This is a genomic window from Burkholderia sp. BCC1988 (assembly GCF_905339895.1).
Taxonomy (GTDB): Bacteria; Pseudomonadota; Gammaproteobacteria; order Burkholderiales; family Burkholderiaceae; genus Burkholderia.
Genome location: NZ_CAJPHA010000019.1, coordinates 1 through 15741 on the forward strand (window position 1 = coordinate 1; position 15741 = coordinate 15741).

Here is a 15741-nt window from a genome sequence, read left to right on the forward strand (position 1 = left end):
GGTGCTGTCGTCGAACCCGGGCCGCGTGATCGCCGAGATCAAGGTGCCGTTCAAGCATCCGCGCAACCGGCTCGACCCGGCCTTCCGCAAGCTGGTCGACGACATCTACGCGAAGATGACGGCCCGCCAGACCGGCGAGGCGACGAAGAAGGGGCTCGAGCTCGGCAGCTGGCTGCCGCAGGTGTCGACCAACCTGATGGCCGGCCTGATCGAGACGCTTGCGATGGCGCCGTACCACGGCCGTGCCGACATGCCGGAAATCGCGCGCACGCTGCATCTGGAGGTCGACGACCTGTTCCCGATCGCCGAAGTGCTGCAATACCTCGGCTTCGCCGACGTGCGCGAAGGCGACGTGTTCCTGACGCCGCCGGGGCGTGTGTTCGCGGAATTCGGCACGCAGGAGCGCAAGCTGATGTTCGCGGATCACCTGCTGAAGCACGTGCCGCTCGCCGCGCGGATCAAGAAGGTGCTGAACGAGCGCCCGGGCCATCGTGCGCCGCGTGTGCGTTTCGAGCAGGAGCTGGAGGATTTCCTGTCGGACGGCGCGGCGGAGGAAACGCTCGACGCGGTGATCGACTGGGGTCGTTACGGCGAGATCTTCTCGTACAACGACCAGACCGAAATCTTCAGTCTCGAGGACGTCGAGTCCTGAGCCGCCGAGCCGGGCCATCTGGCCCGGCATCCGCACGCACGGCGCCTGCCAGGCGCCGCGCATCGCATCGTTACTGCAAGTTACCCCACCGGTCGACCGCCGGTTCGGCCGACGCCCACTTCCAGTGCGTGCCTTGCTGGCACGCACTCGCGAAATACCAGGCGGCCTTGTCGCCGTCCTTCACCGAGAACGCGAATTCCTTGCACAGCGCAAGCGCCGTCGAGTACGCGCGCGTGACGCGCACCTCGCCTTCGCCGTTTTCGAGCGGCAGCGTGTTCTTCACGTTCCACGGCTTCACTTCGCCGACGGCCAGGCTGCCGGCCGCCTTCGCGATCGCGTCCTGCTGGTTCTGATGGAGCTGTTTCATCGTGCGGTTGACGGCCTCGTCGGTCGCCGCCTGCACGGCGATCCCGACACCGACGCCGACGGCCGGGTTCGCGGTGACGAGGCCCGTCGCCGCGCCGGCGAGCGCGCCGCTCGCCGCGCCGACCGAGCCGCAGCCCGACAGCGCGGCGCTGGCCGCGCACAGCGCGCCGATCGCGGCGATTCGGATCGCGACGCTCATTGCAGCGCGCCCCAGCGTTCGGTCGCCGGTTCCGCCGACGCCCATTTCCACACGGGACCGTCGCGGCAGATCGTGGCGACGTAGAACGCCGATTGCGCGGCCTTGTCGGCCTTCGCGGGCGTGTCGACCGCGAACACGATTTCCTTGCAGTCGAGCGGGCCGATGCTGATCATCCTGCTGACCGTCACGCGGCCCTGTTCGTCATCCTCGATCGGAAACGAATGGTGCGTCGTCCACGGCGCGACGCCGCCGACGTCGAGCGGGCCGGCCGCCTTCGCGATCTGTTCCTGCGTGTAGCGGTGCGCGACGCGCTGCGTGTACTGGACGCCAGCACGCGCACCGGCGACGGCGCCGAGGCCGATGCCCGTCGCGACGGCGGCGTTGTTGGTGACCTTGGAGGCGATCGCGGCGCCCGCGATACCGGCGCCGGCGGTCGCGCCTTCGCTGTACAGCGAGTTGCAGCCGGACAGCAGTGCGGCCGTGGCGAGCGCGGCCAGCACGATGCGCGCCGGCGTGGCCCGGCGCGGCGGTTCGAAACCCATGTTCATCCCTGAGTGCAAGTCCTGTCTGGGTGAGCGGCGACGCATGCGCGCCCCCTTGCCGCGTCATTGTTTCGCAATGGTCATAGGAAAACTGCAAAGCTTTGACAAATGGCCGGCGGCGGGTCGCGCGCGTACGCGCGGCGCTATTGTCGGACAGATGGCGGAGCCGGGGTCGAAGCGTTACAAATTGAAGGTAATTGTTACCGTGGCATGCGAGGAAGCGACCTAGACTGTTTTGTTATGGAATGTTTCTACGACGGCTCCGAGCCGCGCGCCATATGAGACACCCAGCCATGCGCCGTTCGAAACGGTTTTCTCCCCGGCCGCCCGATGCGGGTGCCGAGCGCCCGCGTCCGCAGACCGACGCGCCGACTGGCGCGCCCGACGAGACGCCGTCCGACGGCGATCACAACCAGGGCGGCGCACGCCCGGAAGGGCTCGACTATCAACGCGACCTCGGCCAGGAGCAGGACGCTTGAGCCCGTCGCCGCTGTATTCCGCTGCCGCATTTCATTGCGCGCCTGGTTGTATCGCTCTCATCTGAATCGCCGCGCGACTGCCTTCGGGCCGTCGTGTCCGCCTTGGCGCGCGCCGCGCGTCATTCAATCGAATCGAGGAGGGGAAGCCGCATGAGCAGATTGATCGTGGTATCGAACCGTGTCGCCGCCGGCGAGGACACGCGCCCGAGCGCAGGCGGTCTCGCGGTCGGCGTGATGGATGCGCTGAAGGAAACCGGCGGAGTCTGGTTCGGCTGGAACGGCGAGATCGTCGGTACGCCCGACACGCAACCGGCGATCCAGCGGGACGGCAACGTCACCTATGCGACGGTCGGGCTGACCCGGCGCGACTACGATCAGTACTACCGCGGCTTCTCGAATGCGACGCTCTGGCCGGTGTTTCACTACCGCAGCGATCTCGCGCGCTTCGACCGGCAGGAGTACGCCGGCTATCTGCGCGTGAACGCGATGCTCGCGAAGCAGCTTGCCGCGCTGCTGCGGCCCGACGACCTGATCTGGGTGCACGACTATCACCTGCTGCCGTTCGCGCATTGCCTGCGCGAGCTCGGCGTGAGGAATCCGATCGGCTTCTTCCTGCACATTCCGTTTCCGTCGCCCGACATGCTGCGCGTCGTGCCGCCGCACGACGAGCTCGTGAAGTTCATGTGCGCGTACGACATCGCGGGTTTCCAGACCGATGCCGACAAGCAGGCGTTCACCGACTACATCGAGCGGCGCGGCATCGGCGCGGCGAGCGACGACGGGATGCTGCATGCGCACGGCCGTGTCGTGAAGGTCGCCGCCTATCCGATCGGCGTGCATCCGGATGCGATCGCCGAGGCGGCCGTCCAGTATGGCTCGCGCAAGCCGGTGAAGATGCTGCGCGACGCGCTCGGGGGCCGCAAGCTCGTGATGAGCGTCGACCGGCTCGACTATTCGAAGGGGCTCGTCGAGCGCTTCCAGTCGTTCGAGCGGATGCTCGCCAACCAGCCGGGCTGGCAGGGGCGCGTGTCGCTCGTGCAGATCGCGCCGCCGACGCGCTCCGACGTGCAGACCTACCAGCGCATTCGCGAGACGCTCGAAGGCGAGGCCGGCCGGATCAACGGCCGCTTCTCGCAGCTCGACTGGACGCCGATCCAGTACCTGAACCGCAAGTACGAGCGCAATCTGCTGATGGCGTTCTTCCGGATGTCGCAGGTCGGCTACGTGACGCCGTTGCGCGACGGGATGAATCTCGTCGCGAAGGAATATGTCGCGTCGCAGGACCCGGCCGATCCGGGCGTGCTCGTGCTGTCGGAGTTCGCGGGCGCGGCGGCCGAGCTGAGCGGCGCGCTGCTCGTCAATCCGTACGACCTGTCGCAGATGGCCGATGCGCTCGAGCGCGCGCTGTCGATGCCGCTCGCCGAGCGGCGGGCGCGGCACGAAGCGAACCTCGCGCGGCTGCGCGAGAACAACCTGTCGGTCTGGCGCGACACGTTCGTCGCCGACCTGCGCAGCGTCGCGGCGGCCGCGTCGGTCACGCGGCGCGCGGGCCGGCGGGCTGCGCATGTCTGAGCGGATGTCCGAGCGCGTGGAGGAGGGTGGCGCGGTGGACGATGCGGCCGCCCGCTTCTTCATCGTCACGGGCGGCCCCGGCTCCGGCAAGAGCACGTTGCTCGATGCGCTCGAGCGTACCGGTTTCGCGCGCTCGCACGAGGCCGGGCGCGGCGTGATCCGCGACCAGATGGCGATCGACGGCCCGGCGCTGCCGTGGCGCGACCGGGCCGCATTCGCCGAACTGATGCTGAACTGGGAGATGCGCTCGCACCATCTCGCGCGAGGCGCGCGCGGGCCCGTGTTCTTCGATCGCGGCGTGCCGGACGTGATCGGTTACCTGCGGCTGACGGGCGTTGCGGTGCCCGCACACGCGGAGGCCGCGGCGCGGCGTTTTCGCTATCACCGGCGCGTGTTCATCGCGCCGCCGTGGCCCGAGATCTACACGCAGGACACCGAGCGCCGGCAGGATTTCGCGGAGGCCGTGCGCACCTACGACGCGATGGTCGACTGCTATACGGCGTATGGCTATCGGCTGATCGAACTGCCGCGCGTGAGCGTGAAGGCGCGCGTGCGCTTCGTGATGGACGCGCTCGACGCCACGTGAGCCGTGGGCGCGACGCGCGGCGGCGTCAGGTCGCAGCGTGAAGTCGCAGCATCAGGTCGCAGCATCAGGTCGCAGCATCAGGTCGCAGCGTCAGGCAGCAGCGTCGGGGCGTGGCGACGCGATGCGCAGCATGCTGACCACCGCGGCGACCGCCGCGAACACCGTGGCGACATAAAGCGCGATCGTCGGACCTCGGTCGGGCGCCAGCCCGAAAATCAACGCGACGAGCGCGGCACCGAGCGTCTGGCCCGTCAGGCGCGCCGTGCTCAGCATCCCGCCCGCGCCGCCGCTGCGCTCGCGCGGCGCCGACGACAGCATCGCGCGATTGTTCGGCGACTGGAACAGCCCGAAGCCCGCGCCGCACAGCGCCATCCGCCACACGATGTCGACGGTACCCGGGTGCGCGCCGATCGTCGCGAGCGACAGCAGCCCGGCCGCGAACAGCGCGAGCCCGATGCCGCCTAGGATGCCGGCCGAGTAGCGGTCCGACAGCACGCCGGCGAGCGGCGCGGCGAATACGATCACGAGCGGCCACGGCGTCATGTAGAGGCCGGTTTCGACTTGAGAGAAGCCGAGCGAATGCTGCAACCAGAACGGCAGCGCAACGAACGCGAGCATCTGCGACGTGAACGACGCGACCGACGTGCAGATCGACAGCGCGAACATCGGGATGCGCATCAGGTCGACCGGCAGCAGCGGCGCCGGCTGCGACAGCTGGCGCTTCACGAAGAAGTAGCCGACGCCGAACGCGACGGCCAGCTCGGCCGCGACGTACGCGTGGCTTTCGCCGTGACCGAGCCCGTCGACGGCCATGATCAGCAGGCCGAACACGCAGGCGTTCATCAGCGCGCTCGGGAAATCGTACGGCGCGTCGTGCAGCGGGTTGGCCGGCAGCGCACGCAGGCTGCCGAACACCGCGGCGATGCCGATCGGCACGTTGACCGCGAACAGCCAGGGCCACGACGCGAACGACAGGATCGCCGATGCGACCGTCGGGCCGATCGCCGACGACAGCGCGACCACCATCGCGTTGATCGACAGTCCGCGCCCGAGCATCGACGACGGGTAGATCATGCGCACCAGCGCCGCGTTGACGCTCATGATGCCGGCCGCACCGAACCCCTGGATCACGCGCATCACCGCGAGCGTCGGCAGCGATCCGGCGAGCGCGCAGCCGAGCGACGCCGCGGTGAAGAGCGCAAGACCCGCGATGTAGATGCGGCGATAGCCGACGCGTTCGCCGAGCGACGCGAGCGGCAGCAGCGTGATCGTGACCGCGAGCTGGTACGCGTTGACGATCCAGATCGATGCGGCATCGGACGCGTGCAGGTCGCGCGCGATCGTCGGCAGCGCGACGTTCGCGATGGCGCCGTCGAGCACGGCGAGCGTGATGCCCAGTGCGACGCAGACGATCGCCCAGTAGCGTTGCGGAAGCGGCAGGCCGGTATCGGCGTTCATGGCGGGAGCGAAAGCGTGGTTGTCCGCGTGCCCGGGTGCCGGTTGCGTGCGCAACCATGCTTGCGGGTGGAGGCGGCGGTGAACGGTCCGGCCGGCCTGGCGGCGCTGGCGCGGGACCGGTCGAGTGTATCACCGGGCCGAATCGCGCGACGCCGACACCGCCGCCGGCCGGCGCGCGTTCAGCCTTCGAAATCGAGGCCGCCGAGCCGCACGAGCGGGTCGGCCTGCGTGCGCGACGCGAGGTCGATGTCGCGTGCGCCCTCCCATGCGCTCAGCTTCCTCGGCAGCGCGCTCAGGTAGTGCTCGAACCGCATGGGCCCGTCGGGCTCCATCAACCGTTCGATCTCGTCGGTGTCCCAGGTCAGTTCGAGGTTCAGCGGATGCACGAAGCCGCTCACGTGCTCGTGCGGCGCGCTGCGGATCTGCACGCGCGTCGGTTGCCCGTGGCCGCCGTACGGGACGACGTCGGTCAGCACGTGATCGGCGAAGAAGGCGGCGATCGCCTGCGCGATGCGCGGCGCGAATTCGGTATCGAAACGGCGGGCGGTTTCGGGCTGCATGAAGGCGTCTCCAGTGTGCCGAAAATCGTAGCACGGCCGTGCCGCGTTTCGGCGTGCGTGATACCCGTAATGGCGCGTTACCACTTGCTGCATCTATTACGGCCGGGCGCGGCCACAATGCATCGCATCCAGTACCACTTCGCGTGGGAGTCCATCATGAAAAAGATTGCCGCTGTATGTGTCCTCGCCGGTTCGCTCGCCGTGGCGGGCCCGGCGTCCGCGCATGGCCGCGACGGGGGCGCTGTCATCGGCGCGCTGATCGGCGGCGCGGTGCTCGGCGCGATCGTGACGTCGGCGATGAATCCGCCCGTCGCGTATCAGGCGCCCGTGTATCAGGCACCGGCCTATCAGCCGCCGACGTACTACCAGGCACCGGCCTACCAGCAGCCGGCTTATCCGACCTACCAGCAGGCGCAATACCAGGACGACGGCCCGAGCTATTGCTACGACCGTTATCAGCGCGCGTACGTGTGCGGCGCGCCCGTGTCGGGCGGCTATGCGCAGCCGGCGGGGTGGTAAGAAGCGGGCACGCGCATGAGGCGCGGGCAGGTTCGGCGTTGCGTAGCCGGCCGCCCGGTTTCCGGTGGAGCGGACGACAAAAGGCCCTCGCGGTGATGCGAGGGCCTTGCTTTTTGACGGTCGTCTATCGGCTCGTATCGGCCTCGTGCGGGCCGTGCGTGGATACAAACGGTTGCAATTGCGTCAGTGGCGATGGCCGCCGCCGTTGCCTTGGCCGCGCCCGCCGCCGTCGTCATTCCAGTCGGCGCGGCGTCCGTCGCCGCGGCCCCAGCCGCCGTGACGGGCGCGTTCGCCGCGGTCGCGATCCCAGCCGCTGCGGTCACGATTCCAGCCGTCGCGCCCGCGATCCCAGTCGCGGCGTCCGCGGTCCCAGTCGCGCCCGCCGCCACCGCCCCATATGTTGACCGTCCCGTACACGGGCGACGCCCCGTAGGCCGGCCCGTACGCGTAGCCGGGATCGGAATAGTAGGGCTGTCCGTAGCCGTATCCGGCGTCCGGACCGACGACGCACCCGGCCAGCAGCGTGGCGACGCCGGCGGCAGCAATGAGCTTCAGCATGATGATCTCCGTTGGTTTCCGTATAAGTACCGCGCGCGGGGATCGCCGGCTGTATGCAATTGTGTCGTGAAATTACAGCGCCGTAAGGTCTTGGGGCGAAAGTGTTAGCATCCGGGGCCTATTTGTTTTTCAGGAGCACATCGATGAAATTCGCGATCCGGGCCGTCCTGGCCGCCCTTTGCGTGACGACCGCCGCCGCCTGCGCGGCCGGGCCCGCATCGGCGCCCGCCGTGCCGGCCGAGTCGATCAAGATGTTCCCCCAGCCGACGGCCGGCCAGCAGCGCGCGGTGATCGCGCTGCCCGCGCTCGAGAACGAAGGCGACGCGCGCGTCGAGCTGATGATCGGCAAGACGCTGCAGACCGACTGCAACCAGCAATGGTTCGGCGGGGAACTGACCGCCGAGGACGTGAAGGGTTGGGGCTATACGTACTATCGCCTGACCGACGTGAAGGGGCCGGCGTCGACGCTGATGGCCTGCCCGGGCCAGGCGCCGCAGCAGCGCTTCGTGCAGGTGCGCGGCGACGGCCAGCTGCTGCGCTACAACAGCCGCCTGCCGCTCGTCGTGTACGTGCCGGACGGTTTCGACGTGCGCTATCGCGTGTGGCATGCGTCGAAGGACGTGCAGCACGCCGTGACGCAGTAACGCATCGGCGCGGTCGTGCAGGGGCGCTTGCCGCTGCACGACCGCGTGTGGTTTCGCTTGCGGGCTGCTTTCCGAGGTCCGCCGTTTTTTCCGCCGCTCGCGTGTGCGAGCGCCGGCCATGCGGCCAGCGCGGCTTGCGCGACCGCCTCCAGATCGCGACGGCTCGCACCGTCGCGCGCCTGAATCGACATCCCCTGTCGCACCGTCACGTAGTAGCGCGCGATCGCGTCGAGGTTCGTGTGCCGAGCGCTCTCCGGTCGCAACGCCTTCGCCCAGCCGCGCGTGTAACGCGGTGACGGTCTGCTCGCGCATCGCGATCAGCATTTGCCGGACCGTGTCCGAGCGTTCGGCCGACGGCGGGGCGAATGCGTAAGGGGTGACGCGCGATGTGACGTGTGCCGCATGTCACCGTGATGGCGCGATGATGAATGGAAGAGGATAACGAACGGTTTTGCAGGCGCACGGCGGAATTCATTTACAAAGTAATCAAGCGTACTTACGATGACGCCAATCTGGGCTAGCGGAACTTCGTATGCGTACGGTCGATCAGGCGATGCTTGCCGCGCTGTGCCTTTGGCTTGCTGCATGCGGCGGCGGTGACGGCAGCGCGGCTCCGGCATCGCAAACCGTTGCGGGCACATCGACATCGTCCGTCGCACCTGCCGGCGCTGCATCCGGCGCATCGGCTGCATCGACGAATTCCGGCAGTCCGTCACCGACCGCTGCGCCGACCGGTTCCGCGTCCGGCACGACGCTTCTGCCGTCCAGTGGCGCTAAACCGATTCTGGTCGCCGATGTGACGGTCTCCCCGGCTGCCGACGGCAGCGACCAGGCCGACGCGTTGCAGAAGGCATTCGACAGCCTGCGTGCCGGCCAGCGCCTCGTCATCGCGCCGGGCCGCTACGTCGTCGGGCATTCGCTTGCCGTGACGGTGCCGCAGGCGGTGATCTCGGGATACGGCGCGACGCTGGCCGCGACGAATCCCGCCGACCAGACGATCGTGATGAGCGGCGCCGGCTCGACGCTCGTCGGCGTGACGCTGGCCGGCACCGGCACCACGCGGCTCACGACGCCCGAGTCGACCAAGGTCGAGGTCACGGGCTCGGACGTTCAGGTGCTCGGGGTGACGATCCAGGGCGGCGCGAGCGCCGGGATCTTCGTGTTCGGCGGCAACCGTATCGCGATCGTGGGCAATACCGTGCGGGCGACGCTGGCCGACGGCATTCATACGACCTACGGATCGACCAACGTGCTGGTGCAGAACAATACGGTGACCGGCACCGGCGACGATCTGATCGCCGTGGTCAGCTATCTCGGCGACGGCCGCCTGAGCAGCAACGTGCTGATCGACCATAACGCGGTATCGGGCAATTCTTGGGGGCGCGGCATCACCGTTGTCGGCGGGCAGGCGGTGACGATCTCGAACAATACGGTCGACGGCGTCGAGAAGGCGGCGGGGATTCTGGCCGCGCAGGAGGACAGCTGGAAAACCTACGGGGCTTCGAACGTCGTCATCACGGGCAATACCGTGACCAACATCCAGAACGCGAACGTGAACAACGGATTGCAGCCGACGCAGCAGGGCGCGATCGAGCTGGATACGTGGTCGGGAGCCGTGTCGGATGTCACGGTGGCGAACAACCGCGTGTCGGGTTCCGGATATGCGGGGTTCCGGGCGTACGGAAACGTGTGCTCGTTCAGCGTGACGGGCAACACGTTCTCGTCGATTGCCGGGTTGCCGGTCTCGTTGCTGACGAACGGCTGCGTGTCGAACTAGATCGTCGTCGATGCGAACCGGCTCGCGGACGGCAGTGTGCTGGCGCTGCCGGCGGGGGCGTCGTCGACGGGGACGTTCGCCGTGACGGGCGCGAATGCGAGTCTGATGCCGCAGGTCAGGACGGGGTTGATGCGGTGACGGGGCGGTCAGGGCTCAGGCCTGACGGCCATTGGCTGGCACAGCACGACATACGCGGCTTCCGCGGAACACGCGGCCAGGCGTGAGCGTGGACATCCAACGTTCAGACGCTGTGCGTGCCGACGGTGCGATTTTCAGGCTGAGGCGGAATTTCGGGAAATTGCTGGTCCCCCCGACAGGAATCGAACCTGTATCTAGCGCTTAGGAGGCGCTTGTTCTATCCATTGAACTACGGGGAGAGCCATGTCCGCGATATCGCGTGCGAAAGACGCGACCGGGACGGCGATGTGGACAGCGCGCAGAGTATAGCAAACGCGACGCGCATCGGCGGACGGAATGCGTGCCGATACGTGCCGCGCGCGCCCGGTCGTGTCCGAAAAAACCGAATCAGAAATCGACGACGACGAAATCTTCCTTGCCCACGTCGCACAGCGGGCAGCGCCAGTCGGCGGGAATGTCGGCGAAACGGGTGCCGGCGGGGATGCCCTCGTCGGGCAGGCCTTCCGCTTCGTTGTAGACCCACCCGCAAATCAGGCAGACCCAGCTCTGGTATTCGGTTACTTCGCTCATGTGGCGCTCGGGATGATGAAAGTCGGTGACGCCGTCCGCGGCGTGGCCGGCGGACGAAAGGCGCAATGGTACCGGAATTTCGCCGAACGCCTCCGCAACGTCGTTTTAAACGTACGCATCGCGAACAACGACCGTCATCGCGCGGGCCGGACACGCAGTGTATGCTTCGTGAGCCTTTCAAATCTGAAGGAGAAAAACGATGCTCAACAAGAAGAAATGGATCGCGGGTGTGGTTTGTGTCGCGGCGCTGGCCGCGTCGACGCTCGCGCGTGCCGAGGCGCGCGTGTACTTCGCCGAGCCGAAGGATGGCGCGACGGTCTCGAGCCCCGTGCACGTGAAGTTCGGCCTTGAAGGGATGGAACTCAAGCCGGCCGGCGACATGACGCCGGACACGGGCCACCATCACCTGCTGGTCGACGGCAAGCCGGTGCCGAAGGGCGACGTGATCCCCGCCACCGACCATTCGCTGCACTTCGGCAAGGGCCAGACCGAAACTGACCTGAAGCTGCCGCCCGGCCAGCACACGCTGACGCTGCAGCTCGGCGAAGGCGCACACCGCTCGTACGGTCCCGAGCTGAGCTCGACGATCACGGTCAACGTGAAGTAATCGCGTGTTCCGCCTGCGGGCGCCCGGCCGGGAAACTGCGGCCGGATGCCCGCCGCCGGCCCCCCGTGACGTCGAAGCACGCGATGCCGGCCCCGTCCGCCGAGCGCGCGCCGTCATGCCACCGCAGCAAAAACGCAGCGCTAACGCAACGCTTGAGCAGCACAAAATGATTCGCCCTCCGGCCTAGTCCATCCGGCCATCCCGGCGCAGGCGTCCGCCACCGGTACAATGGGCGCTTCCGATTTCTCTCTTCGCCGTCTCCCCATGTCGCTTTATTCCATTACCGGCGCGCAACTCGCGTTCGGTCACGTCGCGTTGCTCGATCACGCGGACTTCTCGCTGGAGGCCGGCGAGCGCGTCGGCCTGATCGGTCGCAACGGCGCGGGCAAGTCGTCGCTGCTGAAGATCGTCGCCGGGCTCGCGAAGCCCGATGACGGGCTGATTACGCGCCAGCAGGAGCTCGTGACCGTCTATGTGCCGCAGGAGCCCGAATTCGAACCCGGCGCGACCGTGTTCGACGCCGTGGCATCGGGGCTCACGCACACGCGCGAAGTGCTCGAAGAATACGATTCGATCGCGCATCGCCTCGCGGAAACACCGGAAGGCGCCGAACACGACGCGCTGCTCGCGCGGATGAACGCGCTGCAGTCGTCGCTCGATGCGCACGACGCATGGAACTGGCGCACGCGCGTATCGATGACGCTCGCGCAGATCGGCCTGACCGACGGCGACGCGCAGGTCGACGCATTGTCGGGCGGGATGCAGAAACGCGTCGCGCTGGCGCGCGCGCTGGTGCTGCAGCCCGACGTGCTGCTGCTCGACGAACCGACCAACCACCTCGACTTCGACGGCATCCGCTGGCTGGAAGAACTGCTGGTCGCGCAGCGTGCGGGCCTGTTGTTCATCACGCACGATCGCGCGTTCCTCGACCGCGTCGCGACCCGCATCGTCGAGCTCGATCGCGGCCGGCTGCTGTCGTATCCGGGCAATTTCTCCGCGTACCAGACGCGCAAGGCGCAGCAGCTCGAAGTCGAGCGCGTGGAAAACGAGAAGTTCGACAAGCTGCTCGCGCAGGAAGAAGTGTGGATCCGCAAGGGCGTCGAGGCGCGCCGCACGCGCAGCGTCGGCCGCATCGCGCGGCTCGTGCAGATGCGCAACGAGCGCGCGGAGCGCCGCAATTCGCAGGGCAACGTGAAGCTCGACGTCGCGCAGGGCGAGAAGTCGGGCAAGATCGTCGCGGAACTGACGGACGTGACGAAGCGCTACGGCGATCGCACGGTCGTCGACACCTTCTCGACGACCGTGATGCGCGGCGACAAGATCGGCTTCGTCGGCCCGAACGGCGCCGGCAAGACCACGCTGCTGAAGCTGATCCTCGGCGAGCTGAAGCCCGACGCGGGCACGGTCCGGACCGGCACGAACCTGCAGGTCGCGTATTTCGACCAGATGCGCGCGCAGCTCGACCAGGAAAAGAGCCTGGCCGACACCATCAGCCCCGGTAGCGAATGGGTCGAGATCGGCGGCGTGCGCAAGCACGTAATGAGCTATCTCGGCGACTTCCTGTTCGCGCCGGAGCGTGCGCGCTCGCCGGTGAAGTCGCTGTCGGGCGGCGAGCGCAACCGGCTGCTGCTCGCGCGCCTGTTCGCGCGTCCGGCCAACGTGCTGGTGCTCGACGAACCGACCAACGACCTCGACATCCCGACGCTCGAACTGCTCGAAGAGCTGCTGGCCGACTACGACGGCACGGTGCTGCTCGTCAGCCACGATCGCGCGTTCCTCGACAACGTCGTGACGTCGGTGATCGCGGCCGAAGGCGACGGCAAGTGGCGCGAATACGTCGGCGGCTTCACCGACTGGCAGATCCAGAGCGAGCGTTCGCAGCAGCTCGCGCAGCAGGAAGCGGCGAAGCGCGCGGTGAAGGAAGCGGCGCCGGTCAAGGAAGACGCGGCGAAAGGCGCGGCCGGCCGCAACGCGCAGCGCACGGTGAAGCTGTCGTTCAACGAGCAGCGCGAACTCGATGCGCTGCCCGAGAAGATCGCGGCGCTCGAGGAAGAACAGAAGACGATCAACGCGCAACTCGAAGATGGTTCGATCTTCGCGAAGGATCCGCAGGAAGGCACGCGCCTGACCGAGCGGTTCGCGGCGATCGACGACGAGCTCCTCGCCGCGCTCGAGCGGTGGGAGACGCTCGAGGCAAAGCGCAAGCCGGTCTGACGCACCGCGCGTGGCGGCCCGGCGCGTCGGAGCGCCGGCCGGGCGGCCGGCAGCGCCGTGCGACGATCTTGCGACGGCGCGCCACGCGGAACCAGTAAAATACCGCGCGTCCCGGGTCGCTCGGCGCACGCCGCGCGCCCGCTTTCGGAGCAGTCCAAGCACACCGTTGTTTCGATTCGCTTTTTTACGGAACTCAACGTTTTGTCCACGACGTTATCCACACGAGGTGTGGACAACGTCCCGATGAATGACGAAATTCAGCGCCTATGTCAACGAAGAAGCCCAGCGCGGCCTATAGCGAAGCATCGATCAAGGTGCTCAAGGGCCTCGAGCCGGTCAAGCAGCGGCCCGGCATGTACACCCGTACCGAAAATCCGCTGCACATCATCCAGGAAGTCATCGACAACGCGTCCGATGAGGCGCTCGGCGGCTACGGCAAGCAGATCACGGTCACGCTGCACGCCGACCAGTCGGTGTCGGTCGAGGACGACGGTCGCGGCATTCCGTTCGGCATCCACCCCGAAGAGGGCGTGCCGGTCGTCGAGATCGTGTTCACGCGCCTGCACGCAGGCGGCAAGTTCGACAAGGCCGCCGGCGGCGCGTACACGTTCTCGGGCGGCCTGCACGGTGTCGGCGTGTCGGTGACGAACGCGCTCGCGACGCGTCTCGACGTGACGGTCTGGCGCGACGGCAAGATCGCCGAACTCGGCTTCGCCGACGGCGACGTCGTGAAGCCGCTCGCGACGCAAGGCGCGGGCCGCGGCGAGAAGAAATCCGGCACGCGCGTGCAGGTGTGGCCGAATCCGAAGTACTTCGATTCGCCGAACCTGCCGCTCGGCGAACTGCAGCGTCTGCTGCGCTCGAAGGCCGTGCTGCTGCCGGGCGTCGAGGTCGTGCTCGTCAACGAGAAGACCGGCGAGCGCCAGGCATGGAAATACGAGGACGGCCTGCGCGGCTATCTGCTCGACGAGATGAACGGCAGCGAGCTGCTGATCCCGCTGTTCGAAGGCGAGCGTTTCGCCGATGCGCGTTCGACCGACGACACCTTCGCCGAGGGCGAGGGCGCGTCGTGGGTCGTCGCATGGAGCGAGGAAGGTTCGCTCGTGCGCGAGTCGTACGTGAACCTGATCCCGACGCCGGCCGGCGGCACGCACGAGTCGGGCCTGCGCGACGGCCTCTACCAGGCGGTGAAGAGCTTCGTCGAACTGCACAACCTGCAGCCGAAGGGCGTGAAGCTGCTCGCGGAAGACGTATTCGCGCGCGTGTCGTTCGTGCTGTCCGCGAAGGTGCTCGATCCGCAGTTCCAGGGGCAGATCAAGGAACGCCTGAACAGCCGCGACGCGGTGAAGCTCGTGTCGTCGTTCTCGCGTCCGGCGCTCGAACTGTGGCTGAACCAGCACGTCGAGCACGGCAAGAAGCTTGCCGAACTGGTGATCAAGCAGGCCCAGGCGCGCACGCGCGCGGGCCAGAAGGTCGAGAAGCGCAAGAGCTCGGGCGTCGCGGTGCTGCCGGGCAAGCTGACCGATTGCGAGACCGAAGACATCGCGCGCAACGAACTGTTCCTCGTCGAGGGCGACTCGGCGGGCGGTTCGGCGAAGATGGGCCGCGACAAGGAATACCAGGCGATCCTGCCGCTGCGCGGCAAGGTGCTGAATACGTGGGAAACCGAGCGCGATCGCCTGTTCGCGAACAACGAGGTGCACGACATCTCGGTCGCGATCGGCGTCGATCCGCACAGCCCGGACGACACCGTCGACCTGTCGAACCTGCGCTACGGCAAGATCTGCATCCTGTCGGACGCGGACGTCGACGGCTCGCACATCCAGGTGCTGCTGCTCACGCTGTTCTTCAAGCATTTCCCGCAGCTGATCGAGCGCGGTCACGTGCACGTCGCGCGGCCGCCGCTGTTCCGCGTCGATGCGCCCGCGCGCGGCAAGAAGCCCGCGCAGAAGCTCTATGCGCTCGACGACGGCGAACTCGAGGCGACCCTCGACAAGCTGCGCAAGGACGGCGTGCGCGAAACGCAGTGGAGCATCAGCCGCTTCAAGGGTCTCGGCGAAATGAGCGCGGAGCAGCTGTGGGACACGACGATGAATCCCGACACGCGCCGCCTGATGCCGGTGAAGCTCGGCGAGCTCGACTACGAGGCGACGGTTGCGCGCATGACGATGCTGATGGGCAAGGGCGAGGCAGCCGCGCGACGCGGCTGGCTCGAGGAAAAGGGCAACGACGTCGAAGCGGACATCTAAACCCGCGCGGCCGGGCATGACGCCCGGCCCGGCCTCACGCCACTTACGAAT

At 67.6% G+C, this 15741-nt stretch carries 15 protein-coding genes, 1 tRNA gene and 2 pseudogenes; 10 read left to right on the forward strand and 8 right to left on the reverse strand.

The window, feature by feature from the left end:
• Nucleotides 1-652: AAA-associated domain-containing protein (locus tag U4012_RS25050; RefSeq protein ID WP_182670566.1), on the forward strand; the 652-nt coding region annotated here is incomplete at its 5' end.
• 70 nt (nucleotides 653-722) lie between these two features.
• Here the strand turns inward: U4012_RS25050 and U4012_RS25055 are convergent.
• The gene (locus U4012_RS25055; protein WP_321802084.1) at nucleotides 723-1217 is read right to left on the reverse strand and encodes a hypothetical protein; all 495 of its coding nucleotides are present in this window, start codon (nucleotides 1215-1217) and stop codon (nucleotides 723-725) included.
• Entirely contained in the window at nucleotides 1214-1765 is a 552-nt protein-coding gene (locus U4012_RS25060; RefSeq protein ID WP_044846387.1) for a hypothetical protein, read from the reverse strand. The genes U4012_RS25055 and U4012_RS25060 overlap by 4 nt, the downstream gene beginning before the upstream one ends.
• A 287-nt stretch (nucleotides 1766-2052) precedes the next feature.
• Here U4012_RS25060 and U4012_RS25065 point away from each other — a divergent pair, with 287 nt between their 5' ends.
• From U4012_RS25065 to U4012_RS25075, 3 genes are all read left to right on the forward strand, one after another.
• The gene (locus U4012_RS25065; protein ID WP_321802085.1) at nucleotides 2053-2238 is read left to right on the forward strand and encodes a hypothetical protein; all 186 of its coding nucleotides are present in this window, start codon (nucleotides 2053-2055) and stop codon (nucleotides 2236-2238) included.
• Nucleotides 2239-2388: 150 nt separating this feature from the next.
• A complete protein-coding gene (otsA, locus tag U4012_RS25070) occupies nucleotides 2389-3810 on the forward strand; it encodes an alpha,alpha-trehalose-phosphate synthase (UDP-forming) (protein WP_321802086.1) in 1422 nt (473 codons plus the stop codon).
• Nucleotides 3811-3814: 4 nt separating this feature from the next.
• On the forward strand, nucleotides 3815-4396 hold the full coding sequence (locus U4012_RS25075; RefSeq protein ID WP_321802135.1) for an AAA family ATPase: 582 nt from the start codon (nucleotides 3815-3817) through the stop codon (nucleotides 4394-4396).
• A 90-nt stretch (nucleotides 4397-4486) separates the two neighbouring features.
• Here U4012_RS25075 and U4012_RS25080 read toward each other — a convergent pair whose 3' ends face one another.
• Complete coding sequence (locus tag U4012_RS25080; RefSeq protein WP_044846391.1) at nucleotides 4487-5854, reverse strand: MFS transporter; 1368 nt, start codon at nucleotides 5852-5854, stop codon at nucleotides 4487-4489.
• A 179-nt stretch (nucleotides 5855-6033) separates the two neighbouring features.
• Nucleotides 6034-6414 carry a DUF5594 family protein gene (locus U4012_RS25085; RefSeq protein WP_044846392.1) on the reverse strand — a complete coding sequence of 127 codons (381 nt, stop codon included), beginning with the start codon at nucleotides 6412-6414 and terminating at the stop codon, nucleotides 6034-6036.
• Nucleotides 6415-6531: 117 nt separating this feature from the next.
• Here U4012_RS25085 and U4012_RS25090 point away from each other — a divergent pair, with 117 nt between their 5' ends.
• The gene (locus tag U4012_RS25090; RefSeq protein WP_044846393.1) at nucleotides 6532-6933 is read left to right on the forward strand and encodes a hypothetical protein; all 402 of its coding nucleotides are present in this window, start codon (nucleotides 6532-6534) and stop codon (nucleotides 6931-6933) included.
• 183 nt (nucleotides 6934-7116) lie between these two features.
• On the opposite strand, the gene U4012_RS25095 is transcribed toward U4012_RS25090, so the two are convergent.
• Nucleotides 7117-7491: a hypothetical protein gene (locus U4012_RS25095; RefSeq protein WP_321802087.1), complete on the reverse strand. Its 375-nt coding sequence runs from the start codon at nucleotides 7489-7491 to the stop codon at nucleotides 7117-7119.
• Between the two features lie 143 nt (nucleotides 7492-7634).
• Here U4012_RS25095 and eco point away from each other — a divergent pair, with 143 nt between their 5' ends.
• On the forward strand, nucleotides 7635-8135 hold the full coding sequence (gene eco, locus U4012_RS25100) for a serine protease inhibitor ecotin (RefSeq protein ID WP_044846395.1): 501 nt from the start codon (nucleotides 7635-7637) through the stop codon (nucleotides 8133-8135).
• 92 nt (nucleotides 8136-8227) lie between these two features.
• On the opposite strand, the pseudogene U4012_RS25105 reads toward eco, so the two are convergent.
• Nucleotides 8228-8486, reverse strand: a pseudogene (locus U4012_RS25105) (TetR/AcrR family transcriptional regulator); the annotation flags it as partial.
• A gap of 406 nt (nucleotides 8487-8892) precedes the next feature.
• Between U4012_RS25105 and U4012_RS25110 the strand changes: the two are divergent.
• A pseudogene (locus U4012_RS25110) lies at nucleotides 8893-10050 on the forward strand (right-handed parallel beta-helix repeat-containing protein).
• A 164-nt stretch (nucleotides 10051-10214) separates the two neighbouring features.
• Here the strand turns inward: U4012_RS25110 and U4012_RS25115 are convergent.
• Together U4012_RS25115 and U4012_RS25120 are read right to left on the reverse strand one after the other, a co-directional pair.
• Nucleotides 10215-10289 (reverse strand) — tRNA-Arg (locus U4012_RS25115).
• A gap of 148 nt (nucleotides 10290-10437) precedes the next feature.
• On the reverse strand, nucleotides 10438-10620 hold the full coding sequence (locus tag U4012_RS25120; protein WP_006478164.1) for a rubredoxin: 183 nt from the start codon (nucleotides 10618-10620) through the stop codon (nucleotides 10438-10440).
• 199 nt (nucleotides 10621-10819) lie between these two features.
• On the opposite strand from U4012_RS25120, the gene U4012_RS25125 reads away from it, so the two are divergent.
• The 3 genes from U4012_RS25125 (at nucleotide 10820) to U4012_RS25135 (ending at nucleotide 15690) form a co-directional block, all read left to right on the forward strand.
• Entirely contained in the window at nucleotides 10820-11227 is a 408-nt protein-coding gene (locus tag U4012_RS25125; RefSeq protein WP_124487169.1) for a DUF4399 domain-containing protein, read from the forward strand.
• A gap of 228 nt (nucleotides 11228-11455) precedes the next feature.
• Nucleotides 11456-13441 carry an ATP-binding cassette domain-containing protein gene (locus tag U4012_RS25130; protein WP_185500430.1) on the forward strand — a complete coding sequence of 662 codons (1986 nt, stop codon included), beginning with the start codon at nucleotides 11456-11458 and terminating at the stop codon, nucleotides 13439-13441.
• Nucleotides 13442-13707: 266 nt separating this feature from the next.
• Nucleotides 13708-15690: a DNA topoisomerase IV subunit B gene (locus U4012_RS25135; RefSeq protein WP_321802088.1), complete on the forward strand. Its 1983-nt coding sequence runs from the start codon at nucleotides 13708-13710 to the stop codon at nucleotides 15688-15690.
• Nucleotides 15691-15741 lie beyond the last annotated feature (51 nt).

Excerpts from the sequence above, each read along its gene's own strand:
- U4012_RS25090 (WP_044846393.1), top strand. The coding sequence starts at position 6,532 with ATGCATCGCATCCAGTACCACTTCGCGTGGGAGTCCATCATGAAAAAG.
- U4012_RS25060 (WP_044846387.1), bottom strand. The coding sequence starts at position 1,765 with ATGAACATGGGTTTCGAACCGCCGCGCCGGGCCACGCCGGCGCGCATC.
- U4012_RS25125 (WP_124487169.1), top strand. The coding sequence starts at position 10,820 with ATGCTCAACAAGAAGAAATGGATCGCGGGTGTGGTTTGTGTCGCGGCG.
- otsA (WP_321802086.1), top strand. The coding sequence starts at position 2,389 with ATGAGCAGATTGATCGTGGTATCGAACCGTGTCGCCGCCGGCGAGGAC.
- U4012_RS25065 (WP_321802085.1), top strand. The coding sequence starts at position 2,053 with ATGCGCCGTTCGAAACGGTTTTCTCCCCGGCCGCCCGATGCGGGTGCC.
- eco (WP_044846395.1), top strand. The coding sequence starts at position 7,635 with ATGAAATTCGCGATCCGGGCCGTCCTGGCCGCCCTTTGCGTGACGACC.
- U4012_RS25055 (WP_321802084.1), bottom strand. The coding sequence starts at position 1,217 with ATGAGCGTCGCGATCCGAATCGCCGCGATCGGCGCGCTGTGCGCGGCC.
- U4012_RS25085 (WP_044846392.1), bottom strand. The coding sequence starts at position 6,414 with ATGCAGCCCGAAACCGCCCGCCGTTTCGATACCGAATTCGCGCCGCGC.
- U4012_RS25135 (WP_321802088.1), top strand. The coding sequence starts at position 13,708 with ATGTCAACGAAGAAGCCCAGCGCGGCCTATAGCGAAGCATCGATCAAG.
- U4012_RS25080 (WP_044846391.1), bottom strand. The coding sequence starts at position 5,854 with ATGAACGCCGATACCGGCCTGCCGCTTCCGCAACGCTACTGGGCGATC.
- U4012_RS25095 (WP_321802087.1), bottom strand. The coding sequence starts at position 7,491 with ATGCTGAAGCTCATTGCTGCCGCCGGCGTCGCCACGCTGCTGGCCGGG.
- U4012_RS25120 (WP_006478164.1), bottom strand. The coding sequence starts at position 10,620 with ATGAGCGAAGTAACCGAATACCAGAGCTGGGTCTGCCTGATTTGCGGG.
- U4012_RS25130 (WP_185500430.1), top strand. The coding sequence starts at position 11,456 with ATGGGCGCTTCCGATTTCTCTCTTCGCCGTCTCCCCATGTCGCTTTAT.
- U4012_RS25075 (WP_321802135.1), top strand. The coding sequence starts at position 3,815 with ATGTCCGAGCGCGTGGAGGAGGGTGGCGCGGTGGACGATGCGGCCGCC.